General features: G+C 65.1%; 20 protein-coding genes. 5 read left to right on the top strand and 15 right to left on the bottom strand.

All coding sequences use genetic code 11. The features are described 5' to 3' along the window. Positions 1-74: 74 nt before the first annotated feature. The 7 genes from RX327_RS06075 to RX327_RS06045 form a co-directional block, all read right to left on the bottom strand. Entirely contained in the window at positions 75-557 is a 483-nt protein-coding gene (locus tag RX327_RS06075; RefSeq protein WP_317249762.1) for a DUF2852 domain-containing protein, read from the bottom strand. A 132-nt stretch (positions 558-689) separates the two neighbouring features. Continuing rightward, positions 690-1,403 (bottom strand): TetR/AcrR family transcriptional regulator, encoded by a 714-nt coding sequence (locus RX327_RS06070; RefSeq protein WP_317249761.1) that lies wholly within the window; start codon positions 1,401-1,403, stop codon positions 690-692. Between the two features lie 278 nt (positions 1,404-1,681). After that, positions 1,682-2,047, bottom strand: a complete 366-nt coding sequence (locus RX327_RS06065; protein WP_050385231.1) for a YciI family protein — start codon at positions 2,045-2,047, stop codon at positions 1,682-1,684. 87 nt (positions 2,048-2,134) lie between these two features. After that, on the bottom strand, positions 2,135-2,560 hold the full coding sequence (locus RX327_RS06060; RefSeq protein ID WP_317249760.1) for a YciI family protein: 426 nt from the start codon (positions 2,558-2,560) through the stop codon (positions 2,135-2,137). Positions 2,561-2,778: 218 nt separating this feature from the next. Next, positions 2,779-3,195: a YciI family protein gene (locus tag RX327_RS06055; RefSeq protein WP_317249759.1), complete on the bottom strand. Its 417-nt coding sequence runs from the start codon at positions 3,193-3,195 to the stop codon at positions 2,779-2,781. 134 nt (positions 3,196-3,329) lie between these two features. After that, positions 3,330-3,701, bottom strand: coding sequence for a nuclear transport factor 2 family protein (locus tag RX327_RS06050; protein ID WP_050385233.1), 372 nt, complete (start codon positions 3,699-3,701; stop codon positions 3,330-3,332). A 144-nt stretch (positions 3,702-3,845) separates the two neighbouring features. Beyond that, positions 3,846-4,499, bottom strand: coding sequence for a glutathione S-transferase family protein (locus RX327_RS06045; protein ID WP_050385234.1), 654 nt, complete (start codon positions 4,497-4,499; stop codon positions 3,846-3,848). 520 nt (positions 4,500-5,019) lie between these two features. Here RX327_RS06045 and RX327_RS06040 point away from each other — a divergent pair. Next, the gene (locus RX327_RS06040; RefSeq protein WP_317249758.1) at positions 5,020-6,690 is read left to right on the top strand and encodes a PAS domain-containing methyl-accepting chemotaxis protein; all 1,671 of its coding nucleotides are present in this window, start codon (positions 5,020-5,022) and stop codon (positions 6,688-6,690) included. A 316-nt stretch (positions 6,691-7,006) separates the two neighbouring features. Beyond that, a complete protein-coding gene (locus RX327_RS06035; protein ID WP_317249757.1) occupies positions 7,007-7,795 on the top strand; it encodes an SDR family oxidoreductase in 789 nt (262 codons plus the stop codon). 234 nt (positions 7,796-8,029) lie between these two features. On the opposite strand, the gene RX327_RS06030 is transcribed toward RX327_RS06035, so the two are convergent. Together RX327_RS06030 and cobS are read right to left on the bottom strand one after the other, a co-directional pair. Continuing rightward, a complete protein-coding gene (locus RX327_RS06030) occupies positions 8,030-8,596 on the bottom strand; it encodes a histidine phosphatase family protein (protein WP_050385235.1) in 567 nt (188 codons plus the stop codon). A 70-nt stretch (positions 8,597-8,666) separates the two neighbouring features. Next, on the bottom strand, positions 8,667-9,419 hold the full coding sequence (gene cobS / locus RX327_RS06025; protein ID WP_050385236.1) for an adenosylcobinamide-GDP ribazoletransferase: 753 nt from the start codon (positions 9,417-9,419) through the stop codon (positions 8,667-8,669). A 178-nt stretch (positions 9,420-9,597) separates the two neighbouring features. Between cobS and cobT the strand changes: the two genes are divergently transcribed. The 3 genes from cobT (at position 9,598) to RX327_RS06010 (ending at position 11,610) form a co-directional block, all read left to right on the top strand. Beyond that, positions 9,598-10,611, top strand: coding sequence for a nicotinate-nucleotide--dimethylbenzimidazole phosphoribosyltransferase (gene cobT / locus RX327_RS06020; RefSeq protein ID WP_050385237.1), 1,014 nt, complete (start codon positions 9,598-9,600; stop codon positions 10,609-10,611). A gap of 231 nt (positions 10,612-10,842) precedes the next feature. Continuing rightward, a complete protein-coding gene (locus RX327_RS06015) occupies positions 10,843-11,073 on the top strand; it encodes a hypothetical protein (RefSeq protein WP_410712141.1) in 231 nt (76 codons plus the stop codon). A gap of 114 nt (positions 11,074-11,187) precedes the next feature. Next, positions 11,188-11,610, top strand: coding sequence for a hypothetical protein (locus tag RX327_RS06010; protein ID WP_050385238.1), 423 nt, complete (start codon positions 11,188-11,190; stop codon positions 11,608-11,610). Positions 11,611-11,811: 201 nt separating this feature from the next. Here the strand turns inward: RX327_RS06010 and RX327_RS06005 are convergent, their stop codons facing one another. The 6 genes from RX327_RS06005 to RX327_RS05980 all read right to left on the bottom strand — a co-directional run bounded on the left by RX327_RS06005 (position 11,812) and on the right by RX327_RS05980 (position 16,876). After that, positions 11,812-12,222, bottom strand: a complete 411-nt coding sequence (locus RX327_RS06005) for a VOC family protein (RefSeq protein WP_317249756.1) — start codon at positions 12,220-12,222, stop codon at positions 11,812-11,814. A gap of 118 nt (positions 12,223-12,340) precedes the next feature. Then, entirely contained in the window at positions 12,341-12,877 is a 537-nt protein-coding gene (locus RX327_RS06000) for an SRPBCC family protein (RefSeq protein WP_050385239.1), read from the bottom strand. Between the two features lie 33 nt (positions 12,878-12,910). Continuing rightward, positions 12,911-13,321: a DoxX family protein gene (locus RX327_RS05995; RefSeq protein ID WP_050385240.1), complete on the bottom strand. Its 411-nt coding sequence runs from the start codon at positions 13,319-13,321 to the stop codon at positions 12,911-12,913. A 192-nt stretch (positions 13,322-13,513) separates the two neighbouring features. Next, positions 13,514-15,031, bottom strand: a complete 1,518-nt coding sequence (locus RX327_RS05990; RefSeq protein ID WP_050385241.1) for an arylsulfatase B — start codon at positions 15,029-15,031, stop codon at positions 13,514-13,516. A 199-nt stretch (positions 15,032-15,230) separates the two neighbouring features. Beyond that, entirely contained in the window at positions 15,231-16,511 is a 1,281-nt protein-coding gene (locus tag RX327_RS05985) for an RNA polymerase sigma factor (RefSeq protein ID WP_317249755.1), read from the bottom strand. Further along, the gene (locus RX327_RS05980; RefSeq protein ID WP_317249754.1) at positions 16,508-16,876 is read right to left on the bottom strand and encodes a YciI family protein; all 369 of its coding nucleotides are present in this window, start codon (positions 16,874-16,876) and stop codon (positions 16,508-16,510) included. The genes RX327_RS05985 and RX327_RS05980 overlap by 4 nt, the downstream gene beginning before the upstream one ends. Positions 16,877-17,271: the final 395 nt, after the last annotated feature.

The raw sequence follows: 17,271 nt of genomic DNA, 5'->3' as shown, positions 1-17,271 counted from the left end.
CGCAAACGGGCGGCTCAGGGCCATCAGGTTCTATGGGGGCACATCGCCTGAAGGCCAGCTATTGCCTCGCGCGATCAACCCTGCGGCGGCTGGTCGGTCGGCGGGGTCGGACGCGTCTTGTGCTGCGCCATGAACTGGTCGAACTCTTCCTTGTCCTTGGCGTGACGCAGACGGTCGAGGAAGTTCCTGAACTCGACCTGCTCTTCCTCAAGCCGGCGCAGCGTTTCAGAGCGGTACTCGTCGAAGGCACGGTTGCCGGAGGACGGCGGGCCGAAGCCAAAGCCGAAGCCACTGCGCTCCATGCGGCCGCGCATGCGGTCCATCTTGTACTGCATCCGCTCCATCTTGTTCTGCCAGCGATCCTGGCTGCTCCAGCACGACATTCTTCTGCTCCCGAGTGTGAAAAAGAGAAGGGCAAGTCCGATCGGCCACCAGATGATGAAGCCGAGGATGATCCCGGCGATCTTCAGGGGATGCCACGGCGTCGCGTAGAAGTAGGGACGGTAGGGCTCTTCGACAGGGCCGCGCCATCGATTGACATCAGCGGTGTAGGCCATTTCCCATCTCCATCACGGCACCTGCGCCGTTGTGAATGTAAATAACATTTACATAGGTAGCCGATCCCTTGGGAAAGTCAAGCAGCGCGGATGACGCACCCCTCGGATTATTTTTGGCTTGGCCGTTGAACCTTATTTCGGCTTCCCCCAGGGACCAGACCTTTCGCCGGCCGGCTTGTCGTCGGCGGCCGCGGTTCCAGGCCGGCGGTCGATCGGGAAGCCGAGCCCGCGCAGATAGATCAGCACCTCGGCCTCTAACAGCTCGTCCGGCGACATCGGCAATTTGCGACGCGCGGCATCGCCGCGGGAGAACAGCGAAGCGACGCCGTGCGACATCGACCAGATGTGCAGCGCCATCATCATCGCCGGCGGACGGGGCGTGCCGGGCGGCGTCAGCGCCGCGAGACGCTCGGCGGCGGCACGGATGACGCCGAATGCGCGTTCGCCCGCTGCCATCAACGCAGGATTGGCATCGACCGGCAGGCCCGATTCGAACATCGCGTTGTAGAAGGCCGGCTCCTCGCGGGCGAAGGCGAGATAGGCCCTGCCGACGCGCTCGAACGCCGTGACCGTGTCGGGGCGTCCGTCGTCCCAGGCCTGCGTCAGCAGCGATTCGAACTGCTCGAAGCCGCGCTGCGCGATGCTGGCGATCAGTTCGTCGCGGTCGCGGAAATGCCGATAGGGCGCCGCGGCGCTGACGCCGGCCATGCGCGCGGCATCGGCGAAGGTGAAGCCGGCCGCACCCTTCTCGGCGATCAGCCCGAGAGCGGCCTGCAACAAGGCTTCCTTCAGATTGCCGTGGTGATAGCCGCGCTCGGCGCGGCGCTGCTCCTTGCGCCAGCTCATGTGAACGACCTTTACATGAGCCGGGCGCGAAGGTCACTAGCGGGGCAGCGTCGCGTCAATCAAGATTAACGGACCGCTTCGGTGATTACCGACGCCGAGCATCGATGGCGGCCCGAGAGAAACTGCGCTCTCTCTCTCCCGCGCGTGGGGTCCGAGGTGAGTGAGGCTCGAGGTTGGGCTGGGGGCTCTCGCATCGTGGAAAGAGCCCCCCGCCGCGCTCTTCGAGCGCAGCGACCTCCCCCGCAAGCGGTAGAGGTTCAGGGAGCCTGCGGCCCGCCTTAGCGCCCCGGGATCGGCAGCACCGGCATGATCTCGACGGCTTCGCCGGGGAAGATCGAAAAATGCGGGTGGTTCTCGAACAGCTTTGCCGCTGCTTCATGCGAGGGCGCGCGCACCACGGTGAAGCCGGTCATCAGATTGGCGATGTCGGTGACGCCGCCCTGCCCGACCTTCTTGGTCTTGCCGAGCGGTCCGCCCATCTCGACGATCACGTCTTGGTGCTTCTCGACCCATGCGCCCCAGGCCGCCATGCCCTGCTGCTCCTTGGCGCGGCGTTCGGCCTCGGGCAGCGCGTTCCAGGCTTCCATCCGCGAGCCGGTCTTGCCGCCGCCGAGATAGACGGCGAGGAAGGTGTTGGTGCTCATGTTTCGTCTCCGTTGTGGTTGTTGCTGGTGGACGATGGTTCGGTGATGCGATGACGCTTTGAAGCGGCATCGCTTCTCGGTGAAGGTTCAGCGCAGCGCCTTGCCCCAGCCGCCCTGCGGATGCTCGAAGGTGGCGGCGGCCTGCTGCACCTCTTCGGAGAAATCGGCCACCTCCTGCACCTGCCGAATCTCGATGATTTCGTTGGCCGAGGCCGGGCACTTCTTCGCCCAGGCGATCGCCTCCTCGCGCGAGGCGACCTCGATCATCCAGTAGCCGCCCAGCACCTCCTTGGCTTCAGTGAAGGGGCCGTCGATCACGACCGGCACGCCGGTGTCGAACTTGACGCGCGCGCCGGCAGCCGGCGGATGCAGGCCGTCGAGCGTGATCAGCACGCCGGCATCCTTCAGCGCCTCGTTGTAGCGCATCATCGCCGCGACACGTTCGGGATCGAGTTGAACGTCCGGCGGTGCCGCCTCGTAGCCGAGCGGGATCATCAGCATCATGAATCGCATGGGTCGGATTTCCTTGCCTGTTGAATCACTCGCAATCTTCACCCTCGTCATGCCGGGAAGCCCCACGCCGAACTTGGGTTTACCCGAGTTCGGCCCTAGGTATTTGTCCAAGTCGGCAACAGCCGACCTGGTGCGCCGGCCCGGAATCCACGACTTGCGCCGGGGATCATGTATTCCGGGCGGATCGCCGGCGCGACATCGCGGAATGACGTCGGGTGTCATTTCCTGCCCACCTGCGCGCGCAGGCGCTCTCCCCGCTCGCGCAGCTCCGGCGTCAGCGCCTCGCCGAAATCCTCCGCGGCAAACACCTGGCGGATTTCGATCTCGGAGCCGCCGTCGAACGGCGCGCGCTTCATCCAGTCGATCGCTTCATCGAGCGACTTGGTCTCGATCAGCCAGAAGCCGGCGACCAGATCGCCGCTGAGGCCGAACGGGCCGCGCGACACCGTGCTCTGCCCACCGGCATATTTGACGCGGGCACCCTTGCTGGTCGGATGCAGGCCCTCGCCGGCTTCGATGACGCCGGCCTTGGCCATTTCCTCGTTGAACTTGCCCATCGCGGCCAGCATCTCCGTGGTCGGCATCTTGCCGGCCTCGGTATCCTGGCTTGCCTTGACGATCACCATGAAACGCATCGACCTGCTCCGTTGTCTTGTTCAGCTGCTTTGCCGGTATCTCCGGTGCTCGTCTCAAGGACGACGCGGGGCTTGCCACGCCGACAGGCCAAGCGAAATTATTTCAGAGGTCATTGCATCGCGCGCCACACCCCTTAGCGGTCCTGCCTGACAAGTTCGCCGTCCTGGTGCGACGGGCCGAAATAGACGTCGATGCGCGACACCTTGTCGCCGTCGAACACGAAGAACTCGGTGTTGCGAAAGCTCTTGCCGTCGCGGGCGACGCAGCGGTAGGTGACGAAGGCCTCGACGCCGTCGACCATGATGCGCTCGATCTCGTGGCGGCCGATCCAGCCGGAGTCGCGCCAGCACTCGGCGAAATAGGTCGGCTTGTCGATGTTCTCGCCATATGGCGTCGAGAAGCGGAAATCCTCAGCGAACGCCGCCTCGACTCTCGCGCGGTCATTAGAGAGGTAGGCGGCGAAGAGGGAGCGGATGATCTCCGCCCTGTTGCCAGCTGCAGCCATGTCGTCTCCCACAGGTATCGCCCGGGCCTCCGGAGCGACCAGCGCTCCGGAAACCCGGGCCTCAAGGAGATGACGAACAAGGCGGCGCGAAAGCGACATCCCGCCACGATTTATTTTTGGAACCGGATCGGAGGCCGGCTTGCGTCAGGCTTCCCGCGGGAACATGCCGAAATAGGGCTCGGCCTCCTTCAGGACGCGCGCGAAGGACGGCCGCGCCATCAGCCGCTCGAGATAGGCGGCCAGATGCCGATGGCCATCTCCGAACGGCTCGACCTTGTTGCCGTAGAACATCGTCGGCGCGGCCGCGCAATCGGCCAATGAGAAATGCCCGCCCATCATCCAGCCGCCATGATCGAGCTGCTGATCCAGGATCGCATAGGAGGTGCGGAGTTGCGCCCGCGCCTCGGCGACGCCATGCGGATCCTTGCTGTCCGCAGGCCGCAGCCGGTCGCCGACGACCTTCTGAATCGGCAGGTGGACATAGAGATCGAGGAAACGATCACGCAGCCGGGTCTGCAGCGCGAGGTCCGGATCCTCGGGGATCAGCCTGACGGCACCGGGATAATGCCGGTCGAGATATTCGATGACGATGCTCGATTCCGGCACCGTCTCGTCCCGCGTCTCGTCGCGGAGCACCGGAAAACGGCCGATCGGCGACAGCGCGAGCAGCGCCGCGCGCTCGGCGGGATCGCCGAGATTGACCATGTTCGGCGTGAAGGGCGTGCCGTTCTCATAGAGCGCAATCAGCGCCTTCCAGCAGAACGAGGACAGCGGGTGGTAATGCAGGGTAAGCGACATCGGAACTCCATCATGGAATGAGTGACCGGAGGACGAGGCCGGGACCGCCCTTCCGACATCCCGTGCGGCGATATTTTTTTCGTATGGAGATACTTTATTGGGTTCGGCGGGCGTGGAGACCCAAGCATCGAACGCGATCGCACATTCATCGAGGACGCGAATCAAGTCGCTGCATCGATCGGTGAAAAGCGGCCGGCGATATCAGGCTTCGTAATAGACCCATCATCATCGCTGAAGCAGACGCGCTTCATCACCCCGCATCAGACGAAAGTCATCATCGATTTTCGTCCGTATGATTACGGTGAACATCGCGTGCTGCTTGTGGATGATAACGTGCATTCTGAAAAAAACCTTTGCGAATTGAGACGGATGCATGTGTGGAACTTGGCGTTATGCAGTTCGTGCCAAGCGCGCGCGAGCAACAGGCTTTACGGATGCTAAACGGCTCGCTGCAACCTTTCCGTGAGTTGCCGCGATCCGCTTTCCCCATCCCTTTTATTTGAACCTTCACGGAGCCCTGATGTTCAGTTTCAGCAACAAGGCCAAGATCGAGAATGCGCTGGCGCAGACTGCCGCGATCGGCAAGTCGCAGGCGGTGATCGAGTTCAAGCTCGACGGCACCATCGTCGACGCCAACGAGAACTTCCTCAATGCGATGGGCTACACGCTCGACGAGATCAAGGGCAAGCACCACAGCATGTTCGTCGATCCGGCCACGCGCGACAGCCAGGACTATCGCGCGTTCTGGGCCGACCTGAACCGCGGCGAATTCCAGGCCGCGCAATACAAGCGCATCGCCAAGGGCGACCGCGAGATCTGGATCCAGGCCTCCTACAACCCGATCCTTGACAAGGGTGGCAAGCCGGTCGGCGTGATCAAGTTCGCCACCGACATCACCGCGCAGAAGATCCACAGCATGGAGGATGCCGGCAAGATCGCCGCGATCGGCCGGGCGCAGGCGGTGATCGAGTTCGACATGGACGGCACCATCGTCAAGGCCAACGAGAACTTCCTCGGCGCTATGGGCTATTCGCTCGCCGAGATCCAGGGCAAGCACCACAGCATGTTCGTGCCGCCCGCCGACCGCGACAGCGTGGCCTATCGCGATTTCTGGGCGCGGCTGAACCGGGGCGCGTTCGAGGCCGGCGAATTCAAGCGGCTCGGCAAGGGCGGCAAGGAAATCTGGATCCTCGCCACCTACAACCCGATCCTCGACGACCGCGGCAAGCCGTTCAAGGTCGTCAAGTTCGCCACCGACGTCACGCAGCAGAAGGTGAAAACCGCCGACAATGATGGCCAGATCGATGCGATCGACAAGGCCCAGGCCGTGATCGAGTTCAACATGGACGGCACGATCGTCACCGCCAATGCCAACTTCCTCGGCGCGCTCGGCTATTCGCTGGCCGAGATCAAGGGCAAGCATCACAGCATGTTCGTCGATCCCAGCGAGCGCGATGGCGCCGGCTATCGCGAGTTCTGGGCCGCGCTCAACCGCGGCGAATACCAGGCCGCCGAATACAAGCGCATCGGCAAGGGCGGCAAGGAGGTCTGGATCCAGGCCTCCTACAACCCGATCCTCGATCTCAACGGCAAGCCGTTCAAGGTGGTGAAATACGCCACCGACACCACCGCGCAGGCGATCGGCCGCAAGAAGGCCGACAGCGCGCGCGGCCTGATCGAGGCGGTCGCCGCCGGCAGCGAGGAGATGAGCGCCTCGATCCGCGAGATCTCGGAAACCATGACCAAGTCGAAGCAGAACGCCGCGGTCGCCACCGGCCGGGTGGAGGCTGCCGACGGGCAAGCGCAGAAGCTCAATGCCGCTGCGCAGGCGATGAGCGGCATCGTCGAGATGATCAACAACATCACCGGGCAGATCAACCTGCTCGCGCTCAACGCCACGATCGAGTCGGCGCGCGCCGGCGAAGCCGGCCGCGGCTTCGCGGTGGTCGCCTCCGAGGTGAAGAGCCTCGCCAACCAGGCCAAGCAGGCGACCGACAAGATCGCCTCGGAAATCGACGCGCTGAACTCGATCGCCGCCGAAGTGGTGAGCTCGCTGTCCGAGATCAAGGCGGCGATCGCCGGCGTCAACGAATACATCGCCTCGACCGCCGCCGCGGTCGAGGAGCAGAGCATCGTGACGCAGGACATGTCCACCAACATGCAGCGCGCCTCTGCCGAACTCGCAGCGTAAGCCACGGTGCGATCCTCGAAGGATGGGCGGCCCGGGCTGGGGGCCGTGCATCCTTCGAGACGCGCCTTCCTCCCGTGTTGAAAGAGTATAGAACGGCCGTCGCACCCATGTCATTGCGAGCCAACGGGTCGCGCGAAAGCGGCCCGATGACAGGCTCCGCGAAGCAATCCACCTCGCCACACGGGAAGAATGGATTGCTTCGTCGCTATCGCTCCTCGCAATGACGGCCGAGCCAGTTGAGCGCCTCTCAGGTTGACATCACCAGGTAAAGGTCGCAGACGGTCGGGATTTCCTGCCCGAACCGATGGACCATCCGATGAATTCCGCTTCCCTCAAAGTCGCACTCGTGACCGGCGCCGCGCGTGGCATCGGGCTTGCCGCGGCGAAACGCTTTCTCGCCGACGGCTGGCGCGTCGCGCTGCTCGACATCGAGGGTGAATTGCTGCGCGCGGCAGTCGCGGCGCTGAAGCAGCCCGACGACACGCTGGCGCTGACCTGCGACGTATCGGACACCGCTGGCGTGGCAGCCGCGATCTCTGCGATCACGGACCGGTTCGGCCGGCTCGACGCGCTGGTCAACAATGCCGGCATTGCTGTGTTCACGCCGGTGCTGGAGACCTCGGACGCCGACTGGAGCCGGATCATGGCGGTCAACCTCACCGGACCGTTCCTCTGCGCCAAGGCGGCGGTGCCCTTGATGCGCGACGGCAATGGCGGCGCCATCGTCAACATCACCTCGATCTCGGCGGTGCGCGCCTCGACGCTGCGCTCGGCCTACGGCACCAGCAAGGCGGGCCTTGCGCACCTCACCAAGCAGCTCGCGGTCGAGCTCGCCTCCCTCAATATTCGTGTCAACGCGGTCGCGCCGGGACCGGTCGACACCGCGATGGCAAAGCAGGTTCACACCAAGGAGATCCGCGCGGACTATCACGACGCCATTCCGCTGAACCGCTACGGCCTGGAAGAGGAGCTGGCGGAAGCGATCTTCTTCCTGTGCTCGGATCGCGCCAGCTACATCACCGGCCAGATCCTCGCCGTCGACGGCGGATTCGACGCCGCCGGCATCGGCCTGCCGACTCTGCGCGGCGCGCGGCGGAATGGGTAACGGTTGATCGGACGAACTAATGTCACCGCCGCGACGGGACTGCGCTCCCTCGCCCCGTTCTTACGGGGTCGAGACGAACGAAGCTCGCTCTTAGAGGGTCGGGGTGAGGGGCCCTCTCCCCGCGCTCAGTATCAGTTAGTCTCGCGGAGACTCCCCCTCACCCGGAACGCATCTGTCGATGCGTTCCGACCTCTCCCCGCATGCGGGGCGAGGTAAAGCAGAGTCACTGCGCTATCAGAGCTCGTTCACCGCGACCACGCGCCAGGCATTCGGCAGCCGGTCGATCCGCGTCAATGACAGCGGATCGATGACGAAGCGCAGCGCGAGCTCCGGCGCAAGCTCGAGCGCGATCGCAAGGATCGCGCGGATGGTGCCGGAATGCACGACCAGCACGACGTCGCCGGCCGGCAAGCGCGCGAGCCCTGCCCGTGCCCGCGCGATCTGATCGGCAAAGCTTTCGCCGCGCGGCGGCCGGTTGCTGCCCGGCGATTGCCAGAACGCGCGATAGGCCGCGCCGAGCTCGGCTTCGATCTCGCTGTGACGCCGGCCGGTCCAATCGCCAAAATCCTGCTCGCGAAAAGCGTCGTCCTCCGTTGCAGTCAGGCCGAGCTTTCCTGCGGTCTCGCGGGTGCGCCGCGCCGGACTGCAGACCGCGCGAGCGTGAGCCGGCAACCGCGCCTGCAACGACGCGAATGCCGCGGCATCGCTGAGGTCGGCGGGCGCATCCGGCGCGTGGATCACGCCGCGCGGACCGTCCACCGGCGCGTGACGGATCAGCCAGAGACGCGTTTCGCGATCCATGTTCCGCTCACACTTTCATTTCGACGCGTTTTCTTCACGCGAACCGGTCTCCACTTCGCTCGAACATGCTCTAACCTAGCCGCGCCGCGAGCAGCACCAGGATCGCGGTCTCCGCGACCTGCTCGACGCCGCCAAGCACATCGCCGGTCTGGCCGCCGATCTGCCGCTTTGCCACGAGCGCCATGACCAGCGCGCTCACAGCGGCCGCGATCGCCGCCAGCAGCGCGCTGCCGAACGGCAAGGCGAGGATTGCGATCAGCAGCGCGATGCCGGCCGCGACCACGGCAATTGTCCCATCAGGCCTTCCAGCATTGGCGGCGAGCCCGTCCTTGCGGGCGTAAGGCAGGCTGATCGCGATCCATGGCAGCACGCCGCGGCCCAGCGCGTGCGCCGCGATCAGGCTCTGCACCACGAGACCATTCGGAATTGCCGCGAGAGCCGCGAGCTTAGTGGCAAAGCTCACCACCAGCGCCAGCGCGCCGTAAGTGCCGAGCCGGCTGTCGCGCATGATCTCGAGCTTGGCCGCGACATCGCGGCCGCCGCCGAACCCGTCGGCGACATCGGCGAGCCCGTCCTCATGCAGCGCGCCGGTGAGCAGCGCACCGCCACCGAGCGCGAGCGCCGCGGCGGCGAGATCCGGCACACCGATCGCCCGCAGCAGCAGGCAAAACAGGCCGATCGCCGCCCCGATGGCGGCCCCGACCAGGGGAAACAGCCGCTGCGCCCGCGCAAAGCTCTCCGTCCGCGCGCCGTCTGGATGCGGCATCGGCAGGCGGGTCAGGAAGGCGGTCGCGGTCCGGAGATCGTCGAGCCATTGATTCATGGTGAAGGCCTGGAAATTGGGCTAAAGCGCGACGAGATCGGGCTCGATCTGATCGCGCTTCAGCTTCTTGTTAGGGCATGATCTCCGCGCAAATGCTACGCATTTGTCGCGAGGGAAAACCGCTTCACACGTTTCCGGATCATGCATTAGCTTGCGGCCCGCTCGACGAGGGAATCGCATGCAGTTCAGTACTCTAGACGACATCCGCGGCTTTTGTCGCGACCTGCCTCAGGGCGACGAGGCCAGTGCCGCGGCCGCCGCGCAGCGCCAGCAGAACCTGACCAAGCCGCCGGGAAGCCTCGGCCGCCTGGAGGAGGTTGCGATCTGGCTGGCGCGCTGGCAGCGATGTGAGATGCCCCGGCTCGACCACGTCACGATCGCCGTGTTCGCCGGCAATCACGGCATCGCCGAGCGCGGCGTTTCAGCCTATCCCTCCGAGGTCACCGCGCAGATGGTGGCGAACTTCGCCGCCGGCGGCGCAGCAATCAACCAGATCGCCAAGCTTGCCGGTGCGGAGCTGCGCGTCGAGCCGCTCGAGCTGGCGCGCCCGACCCGCGATTTCACGACCGGGCCGGCGATGGACGCCGCCGATTTCCTCGTCGCGCTTGATACCGGTTGGCGCACGGTGCCCGAGCAATGCGATTTGCTCGTGGTCGGCGAGATGGGCATCGCCAACACCACGGTCGCCGCGACGCTGTGCGCGGCATTGATGGGCGGGCGCGGCGTACGCTGGGCCGGCCGCGGCACCGGCGTCGACGATGCCGGGCTGATACGCAAGCGCACCACGATCGATGCGGCGCTCAAGCTGCATCGCGGCGTGATCGACGATCCGCTCGTCACCGCGATGTCGCTCGGCGGACGCGAGCTCGCGGCGATCGCGGGGGCTGTGCTGGCAGCGCGCGCACGCTGCATTCCGGTACTGCTCGACGGCTTCGTGGCGACAGCGGCGGTGCTGCCGCTGGCGCGGCTTGCGCCCGATAGCCTCGCGCATTGCCGCGCCGGGCATGTGTCGGCCGAGCTCGGCCACCGCGAATTGCTGCGCGAGCTCGAACTCGCCCCCTTGCTCGACCTTAACATGCGGCTCGGCGAAGGCTCCGGCGCGGGGGTTGCGATCCTGCTGTTGCGCGCGGCGCTCGCCTGTCATGGCGGCATGGCGACCTTTGCCGAGGCCGGCGTCTCCGGCGCGGGCTGAAGCCCTCGGGGTCGCCCGGCGGTTCCCTCAAAAAGCCGGTGCATACCGTCGGCACGAGCCGCAATCTTCGCGTGCGCAGCATGATCTTTGCGCTCTGGAGGTCTAACCTTGTCGGTGAAGCGCCGGCCGGCGCCTCAGCCGCGTTGCACCAGATACCGAGGAGAAATCACGTCATGTCGGGCGTCCTCATCAATCTGATCATTCAAGTCATCAGCGGAGCCGTTGGCGGCAATGTCGCTGCCGGAGCAGCCAAGCATCGATCTCGGCACGCTCGGAAACACCATCGCAGGCGCCATCGGTGGCGGCGCGGGCGGACAGCTTCTGGGCATGCTGATCCCGCTACTCGCCAATTCCGGCGCTGCGCCTGACATCGGCAGCATCATCGGTCAGGTCGCCGGCGGCGGCGTTGCCGGCGCAGTGCTCACTGCGATCGTTGGCGCGCTCAAGAATCGGGCGGCCTGAGCCACCTGCTGTCGCGACCGGGTCATCGGTCTTGACGATGCCCCATTCCGGCGCGAGCCTTGCGACTTCAGATGCGACAGCACCTCGGTCGCATCGTGGGCAGGGATTGCGCGCATGAAAATACTTGTCGCGGCGGTAGCTCTCTGCGCAACCGTCAGCTGCGCGCAGGCCGACGTTCGTATCCTCGCCAGCCCCGGCGGGCAGGTCGGCCCGTTCATCGAACTGTTCGACAAGGTGCGCGAATCGGGCGAACGCGTCGTGATCGACGGGCCCTGCCTGTCGGCCTGCACGCTGGTGCTCTCGATGGTGCCGAGCGACCGCATCTGCGTGACGCGGCGCGCCGTGCTCGGCTTTCACGCCGCCCGCTCGATCGACCGGCGCGGCCACACTTATGCCGAGCCGGAAGCGTCCGTGGCGGTGCTGCAAGCCTATCCGGCACCGGTGCGCGGCTGGATCGTCCGCCGCGGCGGCCTGACCTCGCGCCTGCTGCTGCTGCGCGGCCGCGAGCTCGCGGCGATCTATCCGCGGTGTAGGTAGCGGCGCCTTGACCAAACAACTGACGTAGTCCGACCCGTCATCCTGAGGTGCGAGCCCGCGGTGCACTTGCACCGCTGGGCGAGCCACGAAGGATGAACGGCCACAGCCGGGCCGTCGCCCTTCGAGGGCCGCTGAAGAAGCGGCCACCTCAGCGACAACGGCGGAGCCGTTGCGCGGGGATGACTGTCCAACTACCGCGGCCTACATCCCCTGCGGGCAGTTCACCATCCAGGGAATGCCGAACTTGTCGACGCACATGCCAAAGCCCTTGGCCCAGAACGTCTTGCTGAAGGGCATGGTGACCGAGCCGCCGTCGGCCAGCGCCTTGAAGCGGCGTTCCGCCTCCGCGGGATCCTCGACCTGCAACGCGACGTGGAAGCCCTGCGGCTTCTGGAAGTGGCCGGGCGGGGCGTCGGAGGCCATGATGATCTCGCCGTCGATCGTGAGGCGGGCGTGCATGATCTTGTCCTTCCAGCCGGGCGGCGTCTGCATCTCCGCACTGCCCTCGCCGTAGGGGAAGGTTTCCTCGATCCGGGCGCCGAGAACCTTCTCGTAGAATTTCAGCGCGGCGCCGCAATTGCCGTCGTAGGAGAGATAGGGGTTGACCTGCATCGCATGCTCCCTTGGGTCATTCGAGCCTCGTCCCGATCATATCGGAACGAGGGCTCCGGATTGTTATCTTGACGCGTTTTCCTGACACGAACCGGTAACCACCTCGTTCGAAAACGCGCTACTTTTCAGTCAGTTTCTTCAGATTGGCGAGACCGACCTCGAAATCCCTGCCGATCATGCGATCCAGGTTCATGAACACCTGCATCACCTTCGACATGAAGACGGCCGAACCATACATGGTCCATGTGACGGTGGTCGCATTTCCCTGCGGCAGCATTGTGAACTCGGCGGTGTTGTGGCCTTCGAACGGCTTGATGAAGTCGAGCTTGATGACGATCTTCGACGGCGCGGAGGATTGCAGGATCTCCATGCGGCCGGCGCCGACATTCTTGTTGCCGTTCCAGGCATAGGCCGCTCCCTGCCCGCGCCCGGCGCCGCCATAGATGCGCTTCATGGCCGGATCCCGGTTCTCGTAGGGCGACCAGAGCGTCCACTGATGGAGATCGTCGATCAACGGAAATATCCGCTCGGCCGGCGCGTTGACGCTGATCGCACGCGTGACGCGGAGCGTGCCCGGCTTGGTCGCCGCGAGGATGAGGATGACGGCGATCGCGACGCCGAGGACAATCGCGATGATGGCAACGATCTCCAACATGACAGTCTCCACAAGGATGAATTGAACAATAGTTCACCGGCGAAATGGAAGCATTGCGCGCAGATTGCCGTCGCGCAGATAGAGCCCGCCCCACAGCATCAGGCCGAGATAGAGCCCGAACAACGTGTGGGTGAACAGCGGGTTGCCGATCCGCACATGCGATGCGATCGCGCCGCCGAGATAGCCGGTGAGCAGGATGGCGCCGAGGATCGAGGTCGGCGGCACGGAGTAGAGCAGCGTGCAGACGATGGTGATGATGCCGAGGCTGCGCGCCAGCGCATCGCTCGCGCCGAAGCCCATCCTGTCCATGGTCTCGGTGACGACCGACAGCGGCACCAGCTTGACCGCGCCGTCGAACAGCAGGAACAGGACGACCACGCCGCTCATGACGCGGCCGGTGATGCGGGCGGGCTTTGAGACTTCGGTGTCGACGACCGTCGGCATGACAGGCTCCGTAACGCTTGGTGATGCTCTGCCATCAAGACGAACGGCGGAATGCGAGGCCGACAACCCCGGTGAAGATTTTTGGACGTCGTCGCGATGCACGGTCGAAGCTCCCGGTACGGGAGCTTGAATCACGGGCATCCGGCCAGATCCAATGAGGTTCGCCCCTTCAACGGGGCGGCCCCCGCGCCCTCAATCACCTTGCGTGAAGAAGGCATCCTCGCTGGGCAGCGACGGCGGTCCGTATGAAGCCCCCTTGACCGCCGCGAACGCATCGATAAGGAACAGGGACTTGGCGCTTTCCCTCGCGAGCTGCGTGATGCGGGACTGCAACTCCGCGACCTTCTGGGGATTGCTTTCGGCCAGATTGGTTTTTTCCGACGGGTCTTGCGGGATATTGTACAGCTCGATCGCCGAAGGAAGCGGCGTCCGCCAGATCAGCTTCCAGTCACCTGCGCGCACACCGCCGCGGAACGGCTCGATGTTGTACACCACCTCTTGCCGGGGCGAGGGGGCGCCTTTGCTGACGGTGGCCCAGACGTCCAGCCCATCGAGCGGCTTTCCCTTGCTTCCCTTGGCGAGGTCGGCGCCGGCGAGACCGGCGAGCGTCGGGAACATGTCGACGACGTGCATCATCTCCCTCACCTCGCCAGCTCTGATCTGCCCGGGCCAGTTCGCGAATGCGGCGACGCGCGTCCCGCCTTCGTACAACGCGCCCTTTCCGCCGCGGTAAGGACCGTTGTCGGCTGGCAGCTTCAGCTTCGACACGTCGGCATCCCCGGCAAGGAGCGCGGTCTGGTTGCCGCCGTTGTCGCTCATGAAGACGATCAAGGTGTTCTCGCGCATCCTCTTCCGTTCGAGCGCGGAGACCAGCTTGCCGATCTCGTCGTCCATGCACGTGATCATGGCGGCGTAGGTGCGCCTCGTTGGATCTTCGATATGCCGGTACCTGTCGATATATTCTTTGGGAGCCTGGTAAGGCGAGTGCGGAGCGGTAAAGGCCAAATAGAGAAACAACGGTGTCTTTGGATCATGGGCGTCGATTTGCGCGACTGCATCCGCACCCCACAATTGAGTGACGTAGCCCGGCTCATTCACCGGCTTGTCGTTGCGATACCAGTCGCGCACATTTGCCGATGAATGGGTGAAGTAATCGACCTCGCCCACCATCGATCCATAGTGGTAGTCGAACCCGCGTTGACGCGGCCAGAACTTGCGGTCGGCGTGCCCAAGGTGCCACTTTCCGACCATGGCCGTCCTGTAGCCTGCTTCCTTCAGCGCCTGCGGCAGCAGCCATTCATCTGTCGGCAATCCGTACTTGGCGGGCGTCGGAATGACCAGGGTTTGCAGGCCGTAGCGGCACGGATAACGGCCGGTCATCAATGCTGCCCGGGTGGGGGTGCACATCGGCTGGACGTAAAATTGCTCGAGCCGGGCCCCGTCCTGCGCAAGCTTGTCGATATTTGGGGTCTTGATGTCGGAGCCGTGAAATCCGACGTCCTTCCATCCGAGGTCGTCCGCGACGATGTAAACGATGTGCGGGCGCGGCGCGGTCGATTGCGCGGCGGCAGACCTGGGGTTCGCAGGCGCAATCGAGGCCAACGCAAGCATGGCCAGAACCGAGCTGCCGTTCAGCAGGAGATCGCGGCGATTCATTTGGCGATTGCCTTGCGCTGAATGCACCGATTCATCGAGCGGGCGATCAATCATTTCATTCTCCGAGCAATAGTTTTGTGTGCAATTCACGCAGGCTACTGCGGAGGCGCGCCGCAGGGAAGCAGACAATGGCGGCAGCCGGCGTCGTTTCGACGCCGGGCGGCAATCGGGGCTTCGAGGGAAGCGTCGCGTTCGAGGAGGAAGCGATACCGGCTCAGGGCCGCGCATGACGGCCGCGCGACGACTTGGACGATTATTTCCCCGCCTTCGCGCTGCGCGGCTGGCTGTCCCGGATCAGGCGATCGAGATGCATGCGGATGTGGGCGGCTTCGGCCGACGTGTTGGCGAGCGCGATGGCGCGGTCGAAGGCGACGCGGGCCTCGTCGTTGCGGCCGAGCTGCATCAGGAAGGCGCCGCGCACGCCGTAGAAATGGAAATAGTTGGCGAGCTTCGGCGCCAGCGGCTCGATCAGATCGAGCGCAGCCTGCGGCCCGCGCACCTTGGAGACCGCGACCGCGCGATTGAGCGTGATCACCGGCGACGGCTGCATGACCTCGAGCGCGCCGTACAGCAGATCGATCTGGGTCCAGTCGGTATCCTCGGGCTTTTCCGCGCGCGCATGCAGTGCGGCGATCGCGGCCTGGATCTGATAAGGACCGCTGCGGTGGTGACGCATCGCCTTGTCGATCAGCGCGAGACCCTCGGCGATCTGCTTCTGGTTCCACAGGCTGCGATCCTGGTCGTCGAGCAGGATCACCTCGCCGTCAGCATCGAAGCGCGCCTCGGCGCGGGCGTGCTGCAACAACAGCAGCGCCGTCAGGCCCATGATCTCCGGCTCGCTCTGAAACAGCCGCAGCAGCAGCCGCGCCAGCCGGATCGCCTCTTCGCAAAGCGGCTTCCTGATCTCCGCAGTGTCTCCACTCGCCGAATAGCCTTCGTTGAAGATCAGGTAGATCATGGCGGCGACGCCGGCGAGCCGCTCGGAACGCTCGACCGCGCCGGGCGCCTCGAAGGGCACGCCCGCGTCGGCGACCTTTGCCTTGGCCCGCGTGATGCGCTGCTCCATCGCGGCTTCCGAGACCAGGAAGGCGCGTGCGATCTGCTTCACGGTGAGGCCCGAGACGATGCGCAACGCCAACGCGATCTGCTGCGTCGCCGGCAGCTGGGGATGGCAGCAGATGAACATCAGCCGCAGGATGTCGTCGCGATAGTGCGAGCCGTCGAGCCGCTCGGCCACCGCCCCCTCGGCATCATCGAGATCGGAGATGGCCTGGTCGTCCTCCGGCAGCGGCTGCTGCTTGCGGGCGCGGCGCACCTCGTCGATCGCGACGTTGCGGCCGACCATGATCAGCCAGGCCGCCGGATCGCGCGGCGGCCCGTTCTGCGGCCAGGACTTGAGTGCGCGCAGGCAGGCGTTCTGGAAAGCCTCCTCTGCGGTGTCGAGATCGCGGAAATAGCGCAGCAGCGCGCCCACCGCCTGGGGTCGCGCCGAGGTCAGCGCAGTCTCGATCCAGGCGGTGTCGGTCTCGCTCAAGCCTTGGTACCTCCCTGATTGAAGTAGCCGACCGGGCGGATCTCATAGGTGCCGCCGGGATTGGCCTCGCCGAGGTCGCGCGCGATGTCGAGCACCTCGTCGAGATTCTTGCAGTCGACGATGTAGAAGCCGAGCAGCTGCTCCTTGGTCTCGGCATAGGGGCCGTCGAGCACCAGTGGCGGGTCCTCCTTGCGCAGGGTCGCCGCCGCGGTCGTCGGCAACAGCCGCGCCACCGGTCCGAGCCGGCCCTGCCTGGTGAGCTTCTCCTGCACCACGGCGAGCTTCTTCATCACGGCCTCGTCCTGCTCCTTGCTCCAGGAGCCGACCATGTCTTCGTCATGATAGCAGAGGATGGCGTACAGCATCGAAAAGGCATCTCCGTTCATTGCAAGAACGAACGATTATGCCCGCTGCCGACAGGGGGCGCGAAAGAAATTTAGGTTCCGGGTGCCGACGGTGGATTTTGATCGGGACTTCATGGCGAGCTTCGACGAACGGGACGTTTGTCGCGGCGACGATGAACGTGCGGTTACCAATAGACGCCGTAGCGGGCGGCGATCCGGCGTGCCTTGGCTTCATCGCTCTCTCGATGGCGGATGTGGCTCCTCCCCACCGAACGGGACGCCTGCCGCCGCGGAGACTCCACGGGTTGCGCCTGAGCCTGCGATGAGGCCGGTTGGGCCTCGTTCTGCGTTGGAGCAACGGCCGGTTGAGCCTGAGCCGGCGTGTCAGCGTTTGCGAGCACGGGCGTGGACCGTGG

This window comes from Bradyrhizobium sp. BEA-2-5 (assembly GCF_032918025.1).
GTDB classification, from domain to species: domain Bacteria; phylum Pseudomonadota; class Alphaproteobacteria; order Rhizobiales; family Xanthobacteraceae; genus Bradyrhizobium; species Bradyrhizobium pachyrhizi.
The sequence above is the reverse complement of the archived record's forward strand: the minus strand, read 5'-3'. Positions and strand labels throughout refer to the sequence as shown.

What these genes read in the sequence shown, in the direction of transcription:
- RX327_RS06075 (WP_317249762.1), bottom strand. Translation starts at nt 557, where the DNA reads ATGGCCTACACCGCTGATGTCAATCGATGGCGCGGCCCTGTCGAAGAG.
- RX327_RS06070 (WP_317249761.1), bottom strand. Translation starts at nt 1,403, where the DNA reads ATGAGCTGGCGCAAGGAGCAGCGCCGCGCCGAGCGCGGCTATCACCAC.
- RX327_RS06065 (WP_050385231.1), bottom strand. Translation starts at nt 2,047, where the DNA reads ATGAGCACCAACACCTTCCTCGCCGTCTATCTCGGCGGCGGCAAGACC.
- RX327_RS06060 (WP_317249760.1), bottom strand. Translation starts at nt 2,560, where the DNA reads ATGCGATTCATGATGCTGATGATCCCGCTCGGCTACGAGGCGGCACCG.
- RX327_RS06055 (WP_317249759.1), bottom strand. Translation starts at nt 3,195, where the DNA reads ATGCGTTTCATGGTGATCGTCAAGGCAAGCCAGGATACCGAGGCCGGC.
- RX327_RS06050 (WP_050385233.1), bottom strand. Translation starts at nt 3,701, where the DNA reads ATGGCTGCAGCTGGCAACAGGGCGGAGATCATCCGCTCCCTCTTCGCC.
- RX327_RS06045 (WP_050385234.1), bottom strand. Translation starts at nt 4,499, where the DNA reads ATGTCGCTTACCCTGCATTACCACCCGCTGTCCTCGTTCTGCTGGAAG.
- RX327_RS06040 (WP_317249758.1), top strand. Translation starts at nt 5,020, where the DNA reads ATGTTCAGTTTCAGCAACAAGGCCAAGATCGAGAATGCGCTGGCGCAG.
- RX327_RS06035 (WP_317249757.1), top strand. Translation starts at nt 7,007, where the DNA reads ATGAATTCCGCTTCCCTCAAAGTCGCACTCGTGACCGGCGCCGCGCGT.
- RX327_RS06030 (WP_050385235.1), bottom strand. Translation starts at nt 8,596, where the DNA reads ATGGATCGCGAAACGCGTCTCTGGCTGATCCGTCACGCGCCGGTGGAC.
- cobS (WP_050385236.1), bottom strand. Translation starts at nt 9,419, where the DNA reads ATGAATCAATGGCTCGACGATCTCCGGACCGCGACCGCCTTCCTGACC.
- cobT (WP_050385237.1), top strand. Translation starts at nt 9,598, where the DNA reads ATGCAGTTCAGTACTCTAGACGACATCCGCGGCTTTTGTCGCGACCTG.
- RX327_RS06015 (WP_410712141.1), top strand. Translation starts at nt 10,843, where the DNA reads ATGTCGCTGCCGGAGCAGCCAAGCATCGATCTCGGCACGCTCGGAAAC.
- RX327_RS06010 (WP_050385238.1), top strand. Translation starts at nt 11,188, where the DNA reads ATGAAAATACTTGTCGCGGCGGTAGCTCTCTGCGCAACCGTCAGCTGC.
- RX327_RS06005 (WP_317249756.1), bottom strand. Translation starts at nt 12,222, where the DNA reads ATGCAGGTCAACCCCTATCTCTCCTACGACGGCAATTGCGGCGCCGCG.
- RX327_RS06000 (WP_050385239.1), bottom strand. Translation starts at nt 12,877, where the DNA reads ATGTTGGAGATCGTTGCCATCATCGCGATTGTCCTCGGCGTCGCGATC.
- RX327_RS05995 (WP_050385240.1), bottom strand. Translation starts at nt 13,321, where the DNA reads ATGCCGACGGTCGTCGACACCGAAGTCTCAAAGCCCGCCCGCATCACC.
- RX327_RS05990 (WP_050385241.1), bottom strand. Translation starts at nt 15,031, where the DNA reads ATGATTGATCGCCCGCTCGATGAATCGGTGCATTCAGCGCAAGGCAAT.
- RX327_RS05980 (WP_317249754.1), bottom strand. Translation starts at nt 16,876, where the DNA reads ATGCTGTACGCCATCCTCTGCTATCATGACGAAGACATGGTCGGCTCC.